At 71.1% G+C, this 16,273-nt stretch carries 18 protein-coding genes and 1 tRNA gene; 14 read left to right on the top strand and 5 right to left on the bottom strand.

Annotated elements, in window-relative coordinates; translation table 11 throughout:
- Window positions 1-18: 18 nt before the first annotated feature.
- Both P0084_RS07420 and P0084_RS07415 read right to left on the bottom strand, forming a co-directional pair.
- On the bottom strand, window positions 19-636 hold the full coding sequence (locus P0084_RS07420) for a ribonuclease HII (RefSeq protein ID WP_308916188.1): 618 nt from the start codon (window positions 634-636) through the stop codon (window positions 19-21).
- Between the two features lie 31 nt (window positions 637-667).
- Window positions 668-1,096, bottom strand: a complete 429-nt coding sequence (locus P0084_RS07415) for a hypothetical protein (protein WP_308916187.1) — start codon at window positions 1,094-1,096, stop codon at window positions 668-670.
- Between the two features lie 133 nt (window positions 1,097-1,229).
- On the opposite strand from P0084_RS07415, the gene P0084_RS07410 reads away from it, so the two are divergent.
- From P0084_RS07410 to P0084_RS07390, 5 genes are read left to right on the top strand one after another with little or no spacing between them, the layout of a single operon-like run.
- Window positions 1,230-1,508 (top strand): hypothetical protein, encoded by a 279-nt coding sequence (locus P0084_RS07410; protein WP_308916186.1) that lies wholly within the window; start codon window positions 1,230-1,232, stop codon window positions 1,506-1,508.
- A complete protein-coding gene (locus P0084_RS07405; protein WP_308916185.1) occupies window positions 1,480-2,184 on the top strand; it encodes a winged helix-turn-helix domain-containing protein in 705 nt (234 codons plus the stop codon). Before P0084_RS07410 ends, P0084_RS07405 begins: the two co-directional genes overlap by 29 nt.
- Window positions 2,185-2,234: 50 nt before the next feature.
- A complete protein-coding gene (locus P0084_RS07400) occupies window positions 2,235-2,705 on the top strand; it encodes a DUF427 domain-containing protein (RefSeq protein ID WP_308916184.1) in 471 nt (156 codons plus the stop codon).
- Between the two features lie 51 nt (window positions 2,706-2,756).
- A complete protein-coding gene (locus P0084_RS07395) occupies window positions 2,757-3,104 on the top strand; it encodes a transposase (protein WP_308916183.1) in 348 nt (115 codons plus the stop codon).
- The gene (locus P0084_RS07390; RefSeq protein ID WP_308916182.1) at window positions 3,011-3,538 is read left to right on the top strand and encodes an IS5 family transposase; all 528 of its coding nucleotides are present in this window, start codon (window positions 3,011-3,013) and stop codon (window positions 3,536-3,538) included. Before P0084_RS07395 ends, P0084_RS07390 begins: the two co-directional genes overlap by 94 nt.
- Here the strand turns inward: P0084_RS07390 and P0084_RS07385 are convergent.
- Window positions 3,535-4,275 (bottom strand): hypothetical protein, encoded by a 741-nt coding sequence (locus P0084_RS07385; RefSeq protein ID WP_308916181.1) that lies wholly within the window; start codon window positions 4,273-4,275, stop codon window positions 3,535-3,537. The genes P0084_RS07390 and P0084_RS07385 overlap by 4 nt on opposite strands.
- Before the next feature lie 106 nt (window positions 4,276-4,381).
- Here P0084_RS07385 and P0084_RS07380 point away from each other — a divergent pair, with 106 nt between their 5' ends.
- Together P0084_RS07380 and P0084_RS07375 are read left to right on the top strand one after the other, a co-directional pair.
- Window positions 4,382-4,657 (top strand): GlsB/YeaQ/YmgE family stress response membrane protein, encoded by a 276-nt coding sequence (locus tag P0084_RS07380; RefSeq protein WP_308916180.1) that lies wholly within the window; start codon window positions 4,382-4,384, stop codon window positions 4,655-4,657.
- A gap of 94 nt (window positions 4,658-4,751) precedes the next feature.
- Entirely contained in the window at window positions 4,752-5,255 is a 504-nt protein-coding gene (locus P0084_RS07375; RefSeq protein ID WP_308916179.1) for an REP-associated tyrosine transposase, read from the top strand.
- 299 nt (window positions 5,256-5,554) lie between these two features.
- Here P0084_RS07375 and P0084_RS07370 read toward each other — a convergent pair whose 3' ends face one another.
- Both P0084_RS07370 and uvrB read right to left on the bottom strand, forming a co-directional pair.
- On the bottom strand, window positions 5,555-5,935 hold the full coding sequence (locus tag P0084_RS07370; RefSeq protein WP_308916178.1) for a hypothetical protein: 381 nt from the start codon (window positions 5,933-5,935) through the stop codon (window positions 5,555-5,557).
- Window positions 5,936-6,230: 295 nt separating this feature from the next.
- Window positions 6,231-8,426: an excinuclease ABC subunit UvrB gene (gene uvrB, locus P0084_RS07365; RefSeq protein ID WP_308916177.1), complete on the bottom strand. Its 2,196-nt coding sequence runs from the start codon at window positions 8,424-8,426 to the stop codon at window positions 6,231-6,233.
- A gap of 319 nt (window positions 8,427-8,745) precedes the next feature.
- Here uvrB and P0084_RS07360 point away from each other — a divergent pair, with 319 nt between their 5' ends.
- The 7 genes from P0084_RS07360 (at window position 8,746) to P0084_RS07330 (ending at window position 16,232) form a co-directional block, all read left to right on the top strand.
- Complete coding sequence (locus P0084_RS07360; RefSeq protein ID WP_308916176.1) at window positions 8,746-9,057, top strand: ETC complex I subunit; 312 nt, start codon at window positions 8,746-8,748, stop codon at window positions 9,055-9,057.
- Window positions 9,058-9,235: 178 nt separating this feature from the next.
- The gene (locus P0084_RS07355; protein ID WP_308916175.1) at window positions 9,236-9,691 is read left to right on the top strand and encodes an OmpA family protein; all 456 of its coding nucleotides are present in this window, start codon (window positions 9,236-9,238) and stop codon (window positions 9,689-9,691) included.
- Window positions 9,682-10,710, top strand: coding sequence for an SEL1-like repeat protein (locus P0084_RS07350; protein WP_308916174.1), 1,029 nt, complete (start codon window positions 9,682-9,684; stop codon window positions 10,708-10,710). The genes P0084_RS07355 and P0084_RS07350 overlap by 10 nt, the downstream gene beginning before the upstream one ends.
- On the top strand, window positions 10,707-11,993 hold the full coding sequence (locus P0084_RS07345) for a hypothetical protein (RefSeq protein ID WP_308916173.1): 1,287 nt from the start codon (window positions 10,707-10,709) through the stop codon (window positions 11,991-11,993). Before P0084_RS07350 ends, P0084_RS07345 begins: the two co-directional genes overlap by 4 nt.
- A 32-nt stretch (window positions 11,994-12,025) precedes the next feature.
- Window positions 12,026-12,102 (top strand) — tRNA-Arg (locus P0084_RS07340).
- A gap of 176 nt (window positions 12,103-12,278) precedes the next feature.
- Window positions 12,279-15,644: an ExeM/NucH family extracellular endonuclease gene (locus tag P0084_RS07335; protein WP_308916172.1), complete on the top strand. Its 3,366-nt coding sequence runs from the start codon at window positions 12,279-12,281 to the stop codon at window positions 15,642-15,644.
- A 66-nt stretch (window positions 15,645-15,710) separates the two neighbouring features.
- Entirely contained in the window at window positions 15,711-16,232 is a 522-nt protein-coding gene (locus tag P0084_RS07330) for a VPLPA-CTERM sorting domain-containing protein (protein WP_308916171.1), read from the top strand.
- The last annotated feature ends 41 nt before the right edge of the window (window positions 16,233-16,273 follow it).

The raw sequence follows: 16,273 nt of genomic DNA, 5'->3' as shown, positions 1-16,273 counted from the left end.
GATTGTGGCGGGATCGTGTCAGAGGCGCGGGCGCAACAGATCCCGGATCGGCGCGAAGGACCGGCGGTGATGCGGCGTAACCCCTTGGGCGTGCAGGCCCGCGCGGTGGACCGGCGTTCCGTAGCCCATGTTCGTGTCCCAGCCATAGCCCGGGAATCGTTGCGCCAGTGACACCATCAAGGCGTCGCGTGCCTGCTTGGCCACGATCGAGGCGGCGGCGATGCTCGCGGACCGCGCGTCGCCGCGCACGATCGCGACGAAGGGGCAGGGGCACCAGTCGTGCCGGTCGCGGCCGTCGATCAGCAGGTGGTCGGGCGGCACGGGCAGGGCGGCGACGGCGCGGGCCATGGCCAGGCGGGTGGCGGCGGCGATGCCCAGGCGGTCGATCTCGGCCACCTCCGCCCGTCCGATGCCGAGATGGGCCGCCTCGCGGATGGGGCCGACCAGGGCGGCGCGGCGCCTGGCCGTCAGCGCCTTCGAATCCCCCAGGCCGGGCGGGGGCGGGCCGTGCAACGCGGCGGCGCAGGCCAGGACGGGACCGGCCCAGGGGCCGCGCCCGACCTCGTCCACCCCCGCCACGAGGGTCGCGCCGCCCGCGCGGGCGGCCCGCTCGAAGGTCAGGTCGGGGGCGTCCATGGACCGTGGGTGGCGGGGCCGGGCGGGGGTGTCAACGCCGCGCCACCCGCCAGCCTTCGCGATGCAGGCAGCGGGGCGCATAGACCGCGCGCCGCCCGCGATCGGTCCGCAGGCGGCGGAGGCATCGCGGCGGCAGGAGGCCGGGCCCGACGACGCGATCCTGCATGCAGCGCGCGCCATAGCCGCGGACGACCCCGCGATCGGTGCGATGCGCGCGCAGGCAACGGTCGGGTGCGCGCAACCGGCGGTCGGCCCGGTGGGCCCGGGGCTCGGGCCGCGCCGCCTCCCGGCGGGCGCGCTTGCGGTCGTTCCGCCGGTCGATCGTCTCCTTCAAGGCATAGAGCGCGACCAGGCCGCCCAGGACGACGGCCATGTCGCGTCCCGTGGGGCGCTGCTGCTGCGCGGTCGCGGGCAGGGCGAGGGCCGTGCAAAGGATGGCGGTCAGGATGGTGCGGATCATGGCATGTCTCCGTGGTGGGGGTGCCCCCCGGGGATCCGGCGCCGTCCGGGCGCACGGCAATGACGCCGGTCGGTCATCGCATGACGGCGCGCGCGATATTGCCTGCGGCGCGCCGCTGCCGCAGATAGGGGGCATGTTGCGCGTCGCCGTGATCCTGTCCGTCCTGTGCTGCGCCGGTGCCGCGCAGGCGGCGTGCTATGCCGACTACAAGGCCAAGCGGGACGATCCCCTGCGGCTGCATTACGGCGTGATCGCGCTGCCCGACGGGGCCTGCGACGCCGATGCCGCCGCCGCGGCCCTGCGCGCGCGGCTGGGCGACGGCTGGCAGCTCCTGTCGGTGGAGGGCGTGTTCGGCGACGACGGCTTGGAGGAGCGGCGCGCAAGTGCAGGCCAGTACTTCCTCCGTTACTGAGGCGCGCGCCCGATCCGCCCGGATCCTGACCGTCGGCGTGGCCGCGGTCGTGGTGATCCTGGCGGCCACGGCGGTGTTCCTGTTCGCGTCCCTGCCCGGCGCGGACGCGTTCAACCAGCGGGTGGAACGGCTGTTCGTGGAAACGGCCGGCCTGCGGCAGCCCAACGAGATCCGCCTGCTGGAGATCCTGGCCCAGTCGGGCACCGCGTTCAGCGACGTGCTGGCGTCGTACCGCGTGGTGATCTTCGTGCTGCTGCTGTTCGCCGCCGGCCTGCTGATCGCCTGCCTGGCGCTGCTGGCGGCCACGGTGACGCTGAACCGGCGCATGGGCGAGATCGAGCGGTCGGGAATCCAGGTCACGTCGCTGGTGCTGGCCCGCGCGCAGAACGCCGTCTATCTGAACGACATCGAGCTGAAGCTGACCGATGCCGCGATGGAGACGCTGGCCGTGCTGGCCGAAGCGCGCCTGGACGGCGACGTCCTGAACGGCGCGCAGATCGAGGCGACGGTCAGCGGCAAGCCCGCGGCCGAATGCGACGAGGCGGCGGGGGCCACGCGGATCAAGCGGCTGCGCGACGCGATGGGCAACCAGATCGTCACGGCGCTGCTGATCCGCAACATCACGCGGCAGGGCTATGTCCTGGATCTGGACCCGGGGGTCATCAAGATCACCTGAGGGCGGCACCGGGGCATGGATCGCCGGCGCGAAGGCCATATCTGTCCGTGATGAGCCTGCCCGTCGAAGACGTCCAATCCTATCCCCGCCCCCCATCGCTGGAAGCCGTCCCCCACCGCGTCCAGGTCGTCCTGGGCGGCGAGCCGATCGTCGACACGACCGACGCCCTGCGCGTGCTGGAAACGCATCACGCGCCCACCTACTACATCCCCCGCGAGGCGATCCGCGCGGCGTCGACCCGCGACGGGGGGACCAGCTTCTGCGAATGGAAGGGCGCGGCGCGGTACTGGTCGCTGTCCGCGGGCGGGATCACGGCCGCGCGGTGCGCGTGGGACTATCCGACGCCCACGGCGGGGTTCATCGCCTTGAAGGACCACCTGGCGATCTATGCGCATGCGATGGACGAATGCCGCGTCGGCGGCGTCGCGGTCGAGCCGCAGCCGGGCAACTTCTATGGCGGGTGGGTCACGCCGAACCTGCGGGGCACGGTGAAGGGCGCGCCGGGCACGGAAGGGTGGTGAGGGCCTAGGCTCTGTTAGGGAACTCTGACGTGTCTTGCGGATTCTGGGTGCATGTCTGAGCTTACGGATAAGGAGTGGGCCGTGCTGAAGGCGGCCCTGGATGCGGCACGGTCCGGGACGGGACGTCCGTTGCGCGACGAGCGTTCGGTGGTCGAGGGCATCGTCTGGCGGATGCGCAACGGGGCGAAGTGGCGAAGTCTGCCCGGGCGGTTCGGACCGTGGTGGCGGGCGGCGCAGCTGCACATCCGCTGGTCCCGCCTGGGCGTGTGGGAGCGCGCCTTCGCCCACATCCGCGACGCCGGGACGTGGGGTGGCGGTCCTGCGTTGGAGGAGGTGTTCGTGGACGGCACGTCGATCCGCGCCCATCACAAAGCGGCCGGGGCAAAAGGGGGCGCATAGCCCATGCCCTCGGGCGGTCGCGCGGCGGCTACGGCAGCAAGGCGGTGGTGGCCTGCGACGCGCGCGGCCTCGCGCTGGCCTTCGTCCTGCTGTGCGGGCAGGCCTCCGAGCTTCGGGCGGCGCCTTCGCTGCTCGCCACCGTGACCGCCCTTGGACAAGTAGGGCGCGTGGTCTGCGACAGGGCCTACTCGTCACGCCCGTGGCGGCTGATGATCGAGGAGGCGGGCGCCGATCAATGCGTCCCCGCCAACCGCACGCACCCGCCCGTCTGCTACGACCGTCGCGCCTATGCCCGCCGCCACAAGGTCGAGAACCTCTGGGCCAGGCTCAAGGAATGGCGCGCCGTCTCCACACGATACGACAAGACCGCCGCCTCATACCAAGGCGCACTCCACATCGCAGCGATCATCGATCGGTTGTCTAACAGGGCCTAGAACGTCCGCGCCAGGCCCACGGTCATCAGCGTGCGGCCGTCGTCCTTGTGGATCACCCCGATCCGACCGTCGCCGAAGCGGCCCAGCCCGATCTGGACGCTGGGCGCGACCGACCACGAATCGAAGCGCGCGCGTTCCGCCGCCACCGTCAGGTCGACCGCGATGCGGGGGGTCGGCTTCACGCCCAAGGTCCAGGCCGCCTTCGTCCGGCGTCCGCCGCCGCCGTCGCCACCGCCCAGGGTCGTGCGCAGATCGACTGTCGTCCACCCGTCGCCCAGGGGCGTGGACAGGCCGCGCCCCACCGTGACGCCCAGGCTGCCGCGGAGATGCGTATAGGGGGCGGGCCGCAGGTCGCGGTCCAGCGCCAGGGGGTCGTGGTCCACGGCCACGCCCAGCTCCACCGCCATCAGCCAGGGTTCCAGCCAGGGCGGCCGCGCCGCGCGGCGGTCGGACCCGGACAGGACGGGCAGACGCACGAACAGCCGCGCGCGGCCCTCCATCGGGTGGTCGGGATTCGCCGTGACCGTCCCCGCCAGGCGGGCGCCGGCCTCCAGCCCCAGGGTCAGGTCGCGCCAGGGCAGGCCGTATTCGACGTAGAGGGCGTTCCAGCCGTTCACCTCGTGCTCCAACCCCGTGAACACGTAGGCCACGCCGGGCGCGCGCGGCCAGGGCCCGGCGGCGGCGGGCGGGACGGGGAGCGGGAGCAGCAGGAGCAGGGCGGCGAGGATCGGGCGCATCGCCCCCTGATGGGCGGCGGCGGTTAACGGTCGGTGTACGGGGCCGGAATGGAACCGCCGGGGGGATCGTCCGTTGGCCTTGGCGCAACCGCGGGAGGGATCGCACATGGAAGGCGTATTGGGCGGCATCGGCATCACGGCCCTGGTGATCCTGGCGGTGATCGGCTTCGCCGTGGGCGCGGCGCTGGGGATGCTGCTGCGGCGGGGCGTCCTGCTCTATGGCATCATCGGCGCGGTGGCCGCGATGGCGGCCCCCTTCGTGCTGGCGCTGCTGGGCGTGACGGTGCTGGCCGCGGGCGGCGTGGTGCTGCTGCTGGTCGTGGGCGCGGTGGCGGCGGCGGCGGTCGTGGCGTTGGTGCGGGCGGTGTCGGGGAAGCGGTAGGGTGGGCGTTCATCGCCCACCATGGCATGACCCGACCGGTGGGCGATGAACGCCCACCCTACGGTTCGTTCATGTCTTCTGGCGAAGATGGCGCATGCCGGACTATCGCCGCTTCCGACATGCGGGACATAGCTATTTCTTTACGGTCGCTTTGGCCGACCGGACGGGAACCACGCTGACCGACGAGGTCTGCGCGTTCCGGGATGCGTGGAGGCGGACGCAGGCGGAGCGTCCGTTCACCTGTCCCGCGCTCGTCATCCTGCCGGATCATCTGCACGCGATCTGGACCCTGCCTGACGATGACTCCGATTTCCCGACGCGATGGCAGGTCATCAAGGCCCGGTTCACGCACGCCCTGAACGTTCGGCCCGCGCGGTCGGACAGCAAGGCGCGCAGGCGCGAACGCGGGATATGGCAGCGTCGGTACTTCGAGCGGATGATCCGCGACGAGGCGCAGATGCGCGCGGCTGTGGCGTATTGTTGGACGAACCCCGTGCGGCACGGCTTGGTGCAGCGGCCCGTCGATTGGCCCCATTCGTCGTTTCATGACGCAGTGGCAGCGGGCGACGTGCCGCCGGATTGGACGGGTTGGTCGTAGGGTGGGCGTTCATCGCCCACCGGGGGGATAGTGGAACCATCGGATGGTGGGCCGTGCAGGCCCAACCTACCGGGTGCGGTCCGTCGATTGGCCGTGTTCGTCGTTCCACCAAGCCGCGCGCCACGGCGATGCGCTGGCGGATTGGTGCGGATGACCGGTGTGTCGATCGCCCGTAGGGTGGGTGTCACCACGCCCACCAGGGAGACGGTGCCGCAGATGGGACGGTTGGATGGTTTGCAGACGTGGGACGGTGGCCGTGGTGATGCCCACTCTGCGTCTTACTTACGATTGCGCCGCAATCACCATGCCCCAAGTTCTTGATCAAGGATCGCTATCACACGTGTGCGACCAACAGACCGCAGCTTGCCTTTCTGTAGAAGAATTATGTTTCGAATGACCTCTTCTTCAGCCAAATCTACCCTAGTCTCAGACGTAGTTTCCTGATCCTCCCTGGAGGGCAGATGATCCGACCACTCACAAGTCGAAGCTAGTTCGTATATTGCGCCGACAGTGTTCTCCTCGGGGCTGAAACGAGCCGCACCCCTCACGCTATGCCCAGTCGCTCCAAGAATGACACCTCCTTCCTCGACGAGCCTTTTGACAAAAGAAATGGGGTTTCGAATGAAGGCCGCGTCCCCAGTCGTCGCATCATTTGCAGCGATTCTCTTGGCCTCCGTCATTCCGTTCCAGCGTACGGTCAAGACACCGCGATGCCCAAATATACCATCGAAATTAACGTAGACATCCGTCGAGTTATTCTCACAGCGAATGGACAAAGAGGTCAGCGATCCGTCGCTTTCAGAAGCCGAAATTGAAACGAAGTGGGTGGGATAGTTTGGATTGGCGATATTGGGCTTTACGGAGATATAGTCACCTAGAGCAGGGGAACTCAGCATTAGAAGAAGAACAAGAGAACGCATCAGACCTCCATAGCTTGCGACACACCTTAATTCGGACGATTCGGTGTCGTTTGGGTTAACGCCCCCCCTTCCTCTTCCGCTTCACATTCCCCCCACGCTGCCCCGGCCGTCCCGCCGTGCTCCGCCCCTCGGCCTTCCGCGCATCCTCCACAGCCTGCGCCACCGCCGACTGCCGCGCCAGCGGGTCGTCCGCCACGGCCAGGTCCACCGCCTCCAGGCGCTTCACCTCGTCCCGCAACCGCGCCGCCTCCTCGAATTCCAGGTTCTCGGCCGCCTTGTGCATGCTCGCGCGCAGGCCGTCCAGGTGGGCCTGGAGGTTGGCGCCGACCATGGGTTTGTCGACCTTGGCTGTGACGCGGGACTGGTCGGTGTCGCCCTGGTAGAGGCCGGCCAGGATGTCGTCGACATTCTTCTTGACCGTTTCCGGCGTGATGCCGTGCTCCTCGTTATAGGCGATCTGCTTGGCGCGCCTGCGGTCCGTTTCAGCGATGGCGCGTTCCATCGAGCCGGTGATGCGGTCGCCGTACATGATGACGCGGCCTTCGGCGTTGCGCGCGGCCCGCCCGATGGTCTGCACCAGCGACGTCTCCGAGCGCAGGAAGCCTTCCTTGTCGGCGTCCAGGATGGCGACCAGGCCGCATTCGGGGATGTCCAGGCCTTCGCGCAGGAGGTTGATGCCCACCAGCACGTCGAAGGCGCCCAGGCGCAGGTCGCGCAGGATCTCGATCCGCTCGATCGTGTCGATGTCGCTGTGCATGTAGCGGATCTTGATGCCCTGCTCGTGGAAGTACTCCGTCAGATCCTCCGCCATGCGCTTGGTCAGGGTGGTGACGAGGGTGCGCATGCCGCGTTGGGTCACGCGCCGGATCTCGTCGAGGAGGTCGTCCACCTGCATGTCGACGGGCCGGATCTCCACCTCCGGGTCCAGCAACCCCGTGGGGCGGATGACCTGCTCGGCGAAGACGCCGCCCGACTGCTCCAGCTCCCACGCCTGGGGGGTGGCGCTGACGAAGACCGACTGGGGCCGCATCGCGTCCCATTCCTCGAACTTCAGGGGGCGGTTGTCCATGCACGACGGCAGGCGGAACCCGTGCTCCGCCAGGGTGAACTTGCGGCGGTAGTCGCCCCGGTACATGCCCCCGATCTGGGGCACGGAGACGTGGGATTCGTCGGCGAAGACGATGGCGTTGTCGGGGATGTACTCGAACAGCGTGGGGGGCGGCTCGCCCGGCGCGCGGCCCGTCAGGTAGCGGGAATAGTTCTCGATCCCGTTGCAGACGCCCGTGGCCTCCAGCATCTCCAGGTCGAACTTGGTGCGCTGCTCCAGGCGCTGGGCCTCCAGGAGCTTCCCTTCGCCGACCAGCTGGTCCAGGCGCACGGCCAGCTCCGCCTTGATGCCCTTGATGGCCTGCTGCATCGTGGGCCGCGGCGTGACGTAGTGGCTGTTGGCGTAGATGCGGATCTTGTCCATGTCGCCCGTCTTGGCGCCGGTCAGGGGGTCGAACTCCTGGATCGCCTCCAGCTCCTCGCCGAAGAAGGACAGCCGCCAGGCGCGGTCCTCCAGGTGGGCGGGCCAGACCTCCACGCTGTCGCCCCGCACCCGGAACGTGCCGCGTCCGAAGGCGGCGTCGTTGCGGCGGTATTGCTGGGCCACGAGGTCGGCCATGACCTTGCGCTGGTCGTACTCGGTCCCCGCGATCAGGTCCTGGGTCATCGCGCCGTAGGTCTCGACGCTGCCGATGCCGTAGATGCACGAGACGGAGGCGACGATGATGACGTCGTCGCGTTCCAGGAGCGCCCGGGTGGCCGAGTGGCGCATCCGGTCGATCTGCTCGTTTATCTGGGATTCCTTCTCGATATACGTGTCCGACCGCGCGACATAGGCTTCGGGCTGGTAGTAGTCGTAGTAGGACACGAAGTACTCGACCGCGTTGTCCGGAAAGAAGCCCTTGAACTCGCCGTAGAGTTGCGCCGCCAGGGTCTTGTTGGGGGCCAGGATGATGGCGGGGCGCTGCGTCTCCTCGATGATCTTGGCCATGGTGAAGGTCTTGCCCGTGCCGGTGGCGCCCAGCAGGACCTGGTCGCGCTCGCCGTCGACGACGCCGCGCGACAGTTCCGCGATGGCGGTGGGCTGGTCGCCGGCGGGCTCGAACTTCGTTTCCATCCGCAGGCGGCGGCCGCCTTCCAGCTTGGGGCGGCCGGGGACGGTCTTGTTGCGCGCGAGGATGGGGGCCGTGTCGATGACGTCCATGGGGTGTACCTGTCCGATTGCGCCTATCGTGATGTTGGATCCGCCCCCTCCCGTTCAAGGGCGATCCCGGCGCCGCGATTCGCACAACCCCGCCCTTGTTGTCGCAGGCACCCCCTCCGGTTGCATTTTCCTTGCCATGCTCCCGCGCGCGGCCTAGCGATGAGGCGTGCAGCAGAGTGGCTGCCGATCGGTCCGACACCCACCCCACCCCTCGCTCCCTCGGATCGACCGGCAGCCACGCCGCCGTTCCGGTCCCCCTTGTCAGCCTCGCGGTGCGACCGCTATCCGGCGGGGTGGACCATTCCCTTCGGAGGACGCGATGCCCGCCCGGATCTTCAAGCCCGCCCGAACCGCGATGTCGTCGGGCACCGCCAAGACGCGCGATTGGGTGCTGGAGTTCGTGCCCAGCGCCCCGCGCGAGATCGACCCCCTGACTGGCTGGACGGGGTCGCGCGACACGCAGGCCCAGGTGCGCCTGCAGTTCGAATCCCAGCGCGAGGCGGAGGACTACGCGAAGGACCGCGGCATTGAGTACGTCGTCCTGCGGCCCCAGAAGCGCCGCGCGAACCTGCGGGCCGGCGGCTATGGCGAGAACTTCGCCACGGATCGCCGCGGGTCGTGGACGCACTGATCCCGCCGCATCCGCGCCTCCGCCCGCCCGTCCGCCCCCTGCGACGGGCGATCGGAGCCGGGGTCGTCCGTGGAATCGGTGAAACTTTTGGGCTAGGCGTGCCGTATTGATACCGACGACCGGTCCCTCGGGTCCACGCCCGACCGCCGGCGTCACGATCGAACACGGGGGTCCCATCATGTTCCGCATCACCACCATCGTCGCCGCCGCGGCGGTCTTCTGCCTCCAGCCCGTGACGACCACCTCGGTCCGGGCGCAGGACGCCGCAGCGGGCGGGTCGGACATGGCCGCGACCTTCGACTGGCAGGGGCCGCTGGCCGTCTACTTCGAAAGCGGCAGCGCCCGCATCCCGGCGGAGGAGGCGGCCAAGCTGGACACCGTCGTGCGGACGTTCCGCGACGGCGCGTTCGTCCGGGTCGAGGTGGCGGGCGTGGCCGACACGGTCGGCGCGCCGGATTTGAACCTCCGCCTGTCCACGGCGCGCGCGCAATCGGTCGTCGACGGTCTGATCGCGCGGGGGCTGGACCCGCTGCAGCTGCAACTGGTGGCGCGCGGGAACGGCGACCTCGTGGTCGATACCGGGGACGAGGAATCCGAGCGGGAGAACCGGGTCGCGCAGATCCGGTGGCGCTGATCCGGCTCCTCGTCCCGGCGCTCCTCCTGGCCCTCGGCGCGGGTCCGGCCCCGGCGCAGGACATGGCGGCCCTCAGGGCGTCCGCGGCGGAGGGCGCGGCGGATGCGGCGTTGGAGATCGGCCTGCGGTTCGACTTCGGGCGCGGCGTCGCGCGCGACCCCGAGGCCGCCTTGCGCTGGTACCGCCGCGCGGCCTGGGCCGGGTCCCGCGCGGCCATGGCGAACGCCGCCGCGATACTGGATCAAAGCGGGCGCGACGCCGACGCCGCTTTGTGGTTCGCGCGCGCCGCCGCGCTGGGTCACGCGCGCTCCGCCTTCGCGCTGGGGCAGATCCACGGCGGGGGCGAAGGGGTGCCGCGCAACGCGCAGATCGCGCGGGCCTGGTTCGCGCAGGCGGCGGCCGAACTGCCGCGCGCCGCCGAACTGGGCCGTGCGCTGCCGGCCACGTTCGGCGGCACCGGATCGGGGGAACGCCCGCGACCGGACGAGGTCTATGTCGGAGCGGACGGCACGGTGGTCCTGGCCTGGACCGCGGCGGAGGATCCGGAGGATCGGCCCTTCGCCGTAGAGGTCGCCCGTTCCGACGGGGACGTCGTGGAGATCGAGACGCGGGCCTCCGCCGTCGCCGTCCCGCCCGGGGGGAGCCCCATCCGGCGCTGGCGGATCGCCCGGTCGGGTCAGCCGTTCGGTGAATGGCTCGACGTCGGCACGCCGCCGCGGGCGCGGCCCGACGTCCTGATCCTGTCGTCGCCGGGCGACGCGGCAGCCTCCCGTCTGGCGGGCGAACTCGAGGCGGCCCTGCGAGTGGTCGGCTCCGACGTGCGGATCCGCGACAGCGCGGCGCTTCCGGGTCGCAGCAGCATCGTCGCGGCCGATCCAGCGGCGCTGGCTCTGGCCCGCGACCTCAGCCTGTCGATCCCGGTCCTGGCCCCAGACGACGTGAAAACGTCCGCCGATGCGGCGGCGGACGTCGTCGTGGTCCTCCGGGGCGGCCCCCGCGCCGCGGACGACCCGGGATGAGCAAGGTCGTCCCCCTCGCCGCCGCGAAACGGTCCGGCGACGCCGCGCCCCCGCGGGACGAGCGGGCTGCGGTCGCGGCGATGATCGGCTCGCCCGAATGGGAACGGAAGCTGGAGGCCGCCCGCGCGGCCCGCGCGGCGGTCCTGGCCCGGCGGGACGCCGCCCGTGTCGGGCCGGATGCCCCCTCCGGCCCGGCGACCGCGGCACCGCATCCAGGCGATCCGGCGGAAGCGGAGGGGAACGATCCGATGCCGCGGACGCGGTCGCGCCGGACGGGACCGGCGCGCGCCGTCCTCGGCGCGGTCGCCGGGTTCGGGGCGGCGCTGGTCCTGATCGGGGCGCTCGTCCTCGTCCTGCCGCAGCGGCAGGATCCGCGCGCGGGATCGACCGAACCGCCCGTGCCGGTCGCGGTCACGTCCCGTCCGACCGAACCGGACGGGGTCTGGGCGGGCGGCGTCCTGTCCGACGCGGTCCGGTTGGTCGCGTCCGGCGCGCGGCCGGAGGACGGGTCCGATGGCGACGGGCGGGGCCGGATCGTCCCGCCCTCCGACATGCCCGGACCTTCCGCCGTCACGACGATGCGGATGGCGGTGCAGTCCCCCGTGCCCCTGCCGTCGATCGGGGCCGCGCCACGACCGGTGGACGCGGCGTGGGCGATCGGTCCTCCCGCGCCCGTCGGGCCGTTCCCTGACGCCGGCGTGGACGTCGCGCGGCCGGTTCCGTCGACGATTCCGTCGCCCGCGACCCGTCCGGTTCCCGACCTCGGGGCGGCCGTGCCGGATCCGATCCTCGACGCCACCGTGCCGCGCCGACCGGCATCGCCCGCGATCGGAACGGCGGTCCGGGTCGCGGCACGCGTACGCGACCCGTCGCCCGACGCGGCGGCGCCCGTGGGGCCGGTCGCCCCGAGCGCGACCCCCCGACCCTTCGCGCCGCGCGACGGGGCCGCGACCGCGGGCGCCATCCGGGCGACCGAACGGGCCCCGGCGCCCCGCCCGCCCTTCGCGGGGCTGCGGATCGCGCTGCTGGTGCCGCCGGGCCTGGACGTGCCCCCGTCTCTGGCAGGGGGACTGACCGCCGCCGGGGCCCGGTCCGTGACGCGGGACCCCCTCGGCCTCGTCAGGCCGCCCCCGCAGGTGCGGGTGTTCCACGATGCCGACCGGGCGGCGGCCGCGCGGTTGGCCGAACGGCTGGGCGTGCCCCTGCGGGACTACGCCTCGTTCCGGCCCCGACCCGCCCCCGGCACGATCGAGGTGGTCCTTCCCGCGTCGGCCGACCGTTGACCCGGCCGCGCGATCGCGTCAGGTCGGGGCGGGGGCCCTTAGCTCAGCTGGATAGAGCAGCCGACTTCTAATCGGCAGGTCGAGGGTTCGAATCCTTCAGGGCCCGCCACTCGATCGTGCATCCCGCGAACGCGAACCCGCCATCCGGCATGGGACTGACGCGACGTCGCCCTCTCCGGTCTTGCGTGTCGGGGGTTCGTTAACCTTTCTGGGTCGTGGACGCCCCATGGGTGATTCGCAGTGGTTGAGAACAACCGTTCGATCGCATCGTCAGAAGGACACGCCATGCCCCGCACCCTCTTCTCCGCCGATTTCGACAACTTCACCGGATCGGGATTGGGGACCGGACCGGGGCAGTTGGACCCCGACACCTGGACGTTCGGTGGTTTCAGCAGCGACAGCGACCTGTCGCGCGGCACGACCGATGGCGGCGAGCGCACGGGCGGGGTCTATGCCCTGACGCAAGGCGGGGGCGACACCGCGCTCTGGATCCAGCCGGGCGGCAGCGATTTCACCCCCGGGTTCGTCGCGTTGTCGTTCGACACCGGCGGGATGGCGGCGACGGGCGTGCGGATGACGTTCGACCGTCTGGTCCTGAACGACCAGGATCGCGCCAACGCCTTCGACCTGGAACTGTCGGTCGGCGGCGGCGCGTTCGTGCCCTTGGACAGCTTCACCAGCCCGCTGGCGGCGGATGCGGCGCCCGCGATCGTCACGCAATCCGTCGCCGTGTCGCTGCCGGATCTGGCCGCGGACACGCAGGTCACGTTGCGGTGGACCGGCGACGACGTGGATGGCGGCGGCGCGCGCGACGAATTCGGCTTGGACGACATCACCGTCACCGCCGACGAGGGTACCGGCGGCAACGGCGGCGGCGGAACGCCCACCGCGCCCGACGTGGTCGTCAACGCGGTCCTGGCCAACACGACCGGCCGCCCCGACGCCGAATACGTCGAGCTGTTCGGCGCCCCCGGCACGTCGCTGGCGGGGCTGAGCTTCGTGGCGGTCGAAGGGGAGGACAACGGCAACCTGGGCACGTTCAACCTGCGCTACGACTTCGCGGACGGCGACGCGCTGGGGGACAACGGGTTCTTCCTGCTCGCCAACCAGACGGCCGTCGCCGCCTTCGGCGTGACGCCCGACCGCGATCTGGCGGGCGAGCTGCAGAACGGGTCCGCGACCTATGCGCTGGTGCGCACCGACAGCCTGTCGGACGGCGGCGTGACCGGGGCGGAGGTCGTGCTGGACGCCGTCGCCGCGCTCTCGGACGCGGCCGACGCCGATCGGGTCTTCTTCGGCGCGCCCGCGATCGGGCCGGACGGCCGCTTCCTGCCGCCCGGCGTGCGGCGGGCGGAGGACGGGGTCGACACCGATGCCGCGTCCGACTTCGTGCAATTGGACTTCGGCAACGATCCCGCGACGAACACGCCCACCGCGGGCGGGACCGGAGACACCGGCGGCGGCGGCGGCGACGTGACCATCGATGACGCGGCGACGGTGATCTCGGCCATCCAGGGCACCGAGGACAGGGCCGCGCTGGTGGGCCGGACCGTGGTGGTGGAGGCGGTCGTCACGGGCGACTTCCAGGACGGCGACGGCGATCCCCTGCGCGACCTGGGCGGCTTCTTCGTGATGGAGGAGGCGGCCGACCGCGACGGCGACGCCGCGACCTCGGAAGGGCTGTTCGTCGAGGATCCGGACGGCGCCCTGACGGACGTGGCCGAAGGTCAGACCGTGCGCGTGCTGGGCACCGTGCGCGAGGTGTTCGGCCGGACCGTGCTGGAGGCCGCGGAGATCCGCGTGACCGATGCGCCCGCCGTCGATCCCCTGTCGCTGGCCGTGGAAACGGCGCTGCCCGGCGTCGCCGACCGCGAAGCGTTCGAATCGATGCTGGTCACGGTGACGGAATCGCTGACCTTCAGCGAGTCGTTCGACTACGAGCAGTTCAACACCGCGACCCTGTCGACGGACGGGATCGTTTATCAGTTCTCGCAGCGCAACGCGCCCGACGCGGCGGCGAACGCGGCCTATCAGGCGGAGGTCGCGGACCGCACCATCCTGATCGAGGATGGGCTGGATGGCCGTCGCCGTGACCTCGACCCCATCCCCGAACCCGACGGCGACCCGATCGGCGACCCCGCCACGGCCCCGCGCATGGGGCAGTCCACGACCGGCCTGACCGCGATCGTGGATTACGGCTTCGGCGACTTCCGCCTGCGCGTGCCCGACGCGTCCGGGTTCGCCTTGGACGCGGACACCAACCCGGTGCCCGACATGCCCTTGACCGTGGGCAGCGCCTACAAGGTCGCGTCGTTCAACGTCCTGAACTACTTCACGACGCTCGACGCGGACGGGATGCTGACCGATATCGGCGCGGGTCCCCGCGGGGCCGAATCGGCGGAGGAGCTGGCCCGCCAGCAGGACAAGCTGGTCACAGCGCTCCTGGCGCTCGACTCCGACGTCATCGGCCTGATCGAGATCGAGAACGACTTCGCCGGCGACAGCTTCGCGATCCGGACCCTCGTGGACGCCCTGAACGTGGAGGCGGGGGCCGGGACCTGGAACTTCGTCGATCCGGGGCAGGAATTCGTGGGCGGCGACGCGATCGCGGTGGCGTTCATCTACGACACCACGACCACCGGGCTCAGGGGCGACGCGGCCGTGCTGGACACGGACGCGTTCCTCGATCCCCTGGGGGACGCCACCACGAACGGCGACGCGTTCAATCGCGCCGCCCTGGCGCAGACCTTCACCGACCTGGGATCGGGCGGCAGCTTCGTGGCATCGGTCAACCACTTCAAGTCGAAGGGCTCCGCCACGGGTGCCGCCGCGGACGAGGACGCGGGCGACGGCGCGGGCCGCGGCAACGCCACCCGCGCGGAGGCCGCGCGCGAGCTGGCCGACTGGCTGGCGGGCGATCCCACCGGGTCGGGCGACGACGACGTGCTGATCCTGGGCGACCTGAACGCCTATGCCCGCGAGGAGCCGATCCAGGTGCTGGAAGGGGCGGGCTACACCGACCTGGCCCGGTCGTTCGAGGGCGAGGACGTCTATTCCTATCGCTTCTCGGGGCAGGTGGGGACGCTGGACTATGCCCTGGCCAACGAGGCCCTGACGGGACAGGTGACAGGCGCCACGACCTGGACGATCAACTCCGACACGCCCGTCTATCACGACTACAACCTGGAAGCGACGTTCGGGCGCCCGGTGCTGCGCCCGACGGATCAGGGCCTGTTCGACGGCGACAGCCCGCTGCGGTCATCGGACCACGACCCGGTGATCGTGGGCCTGGCGCTCGACGACGACCGCATCGTCCTGGCCGGGGATGCCGGGTTCGACCGCCTGAACGGCACCGACGCGGACGAGATCATCGACGGCGGGGGCGGGCGGATCGACGTCGTCTTCGGCGGCGGCGGGGCGGACACGTTCGTGTTCACCGACATCGACGGGTCGCGCGACGGGCTGCGGATCATGGACTTCGACACCGCCGAGGACGTCCTGGATCTGGGGGGCGCCACGATCGCGTCGGCGCGCGCCCTGGGATCGTCGCTGCGCATCGCGCTGGACGGGGAGGACGGCGACAGCGTCACCCTCCTGGGCGTGACTGACATCGACGCGATCGTCTTCGCCGATCCGATCGGCCTCGCCTGACGCCATCACCACCGGGCGGCGCATCCCGCGCCGCCCTTCGTTCGAACCACCCGAAGGGACACATTCATGCGCAACGCCATCCTCGCCGCCGCCATCGCGGCCATGCCCGTCGCCGCCGGAGCGGCCAGCTATCAGGTCCAGGGCGGCGACGCCTTCCTGGACGACGCCGTCGGGGGATCGCCGTCCTTCCTGCAATACTTCCAGCGGGACGGGGACCTCGCGATCGTGGTCGACTACGACTTCGCGTTCGGCACCGGCGGCGTGTCGGTCACCGGGTCCGGCCCCGATCCCTTCGTGGAAAGCATGGACGTCGTCGCCGTCGCCCTGGACATCGCGCCGCCCGCGGGCGGGACCCCGACCGTGGACACCTATACCTTCACCTTCGGGTCCGTGACCGGGACGGACGCGGCCGCCTATGCCGGCGGCGGCATCGCGACCATCTCCTTCCGGGCGGAGGAGGACACGGGCTTCGGCTTCCCCGTCCTGTCCGCCACCGTCGCACCCCTGAACCCGATCCCGCTGCCCGCCGCCGGGATCCTGCTGCTGGGCGCGCTGGGCGCGGTCGCGGGGCTCCGCCGCCTGGCCTGATCCCGCCCGCCGTCGCGGCGCCCCGTGGGTGGACGCCGCGA

It is taken from the genome of Jannaschia maritima, from assembly GCF_030973515.1.
In the GTDB taxonomy this organism is placed as follows: domain Bacteria; phylum Pseudomonadota; class Alphaproteobacteria; order Rhodobacterales; family Rhodobacteraceae; genus Jannaschia; species Jannaschia maritima.
The sequence above is the reverse complement of the archived record's forward strand: the minus strand, read 5'-3'. Positions and strand labels throughout refer to the sequence as shown.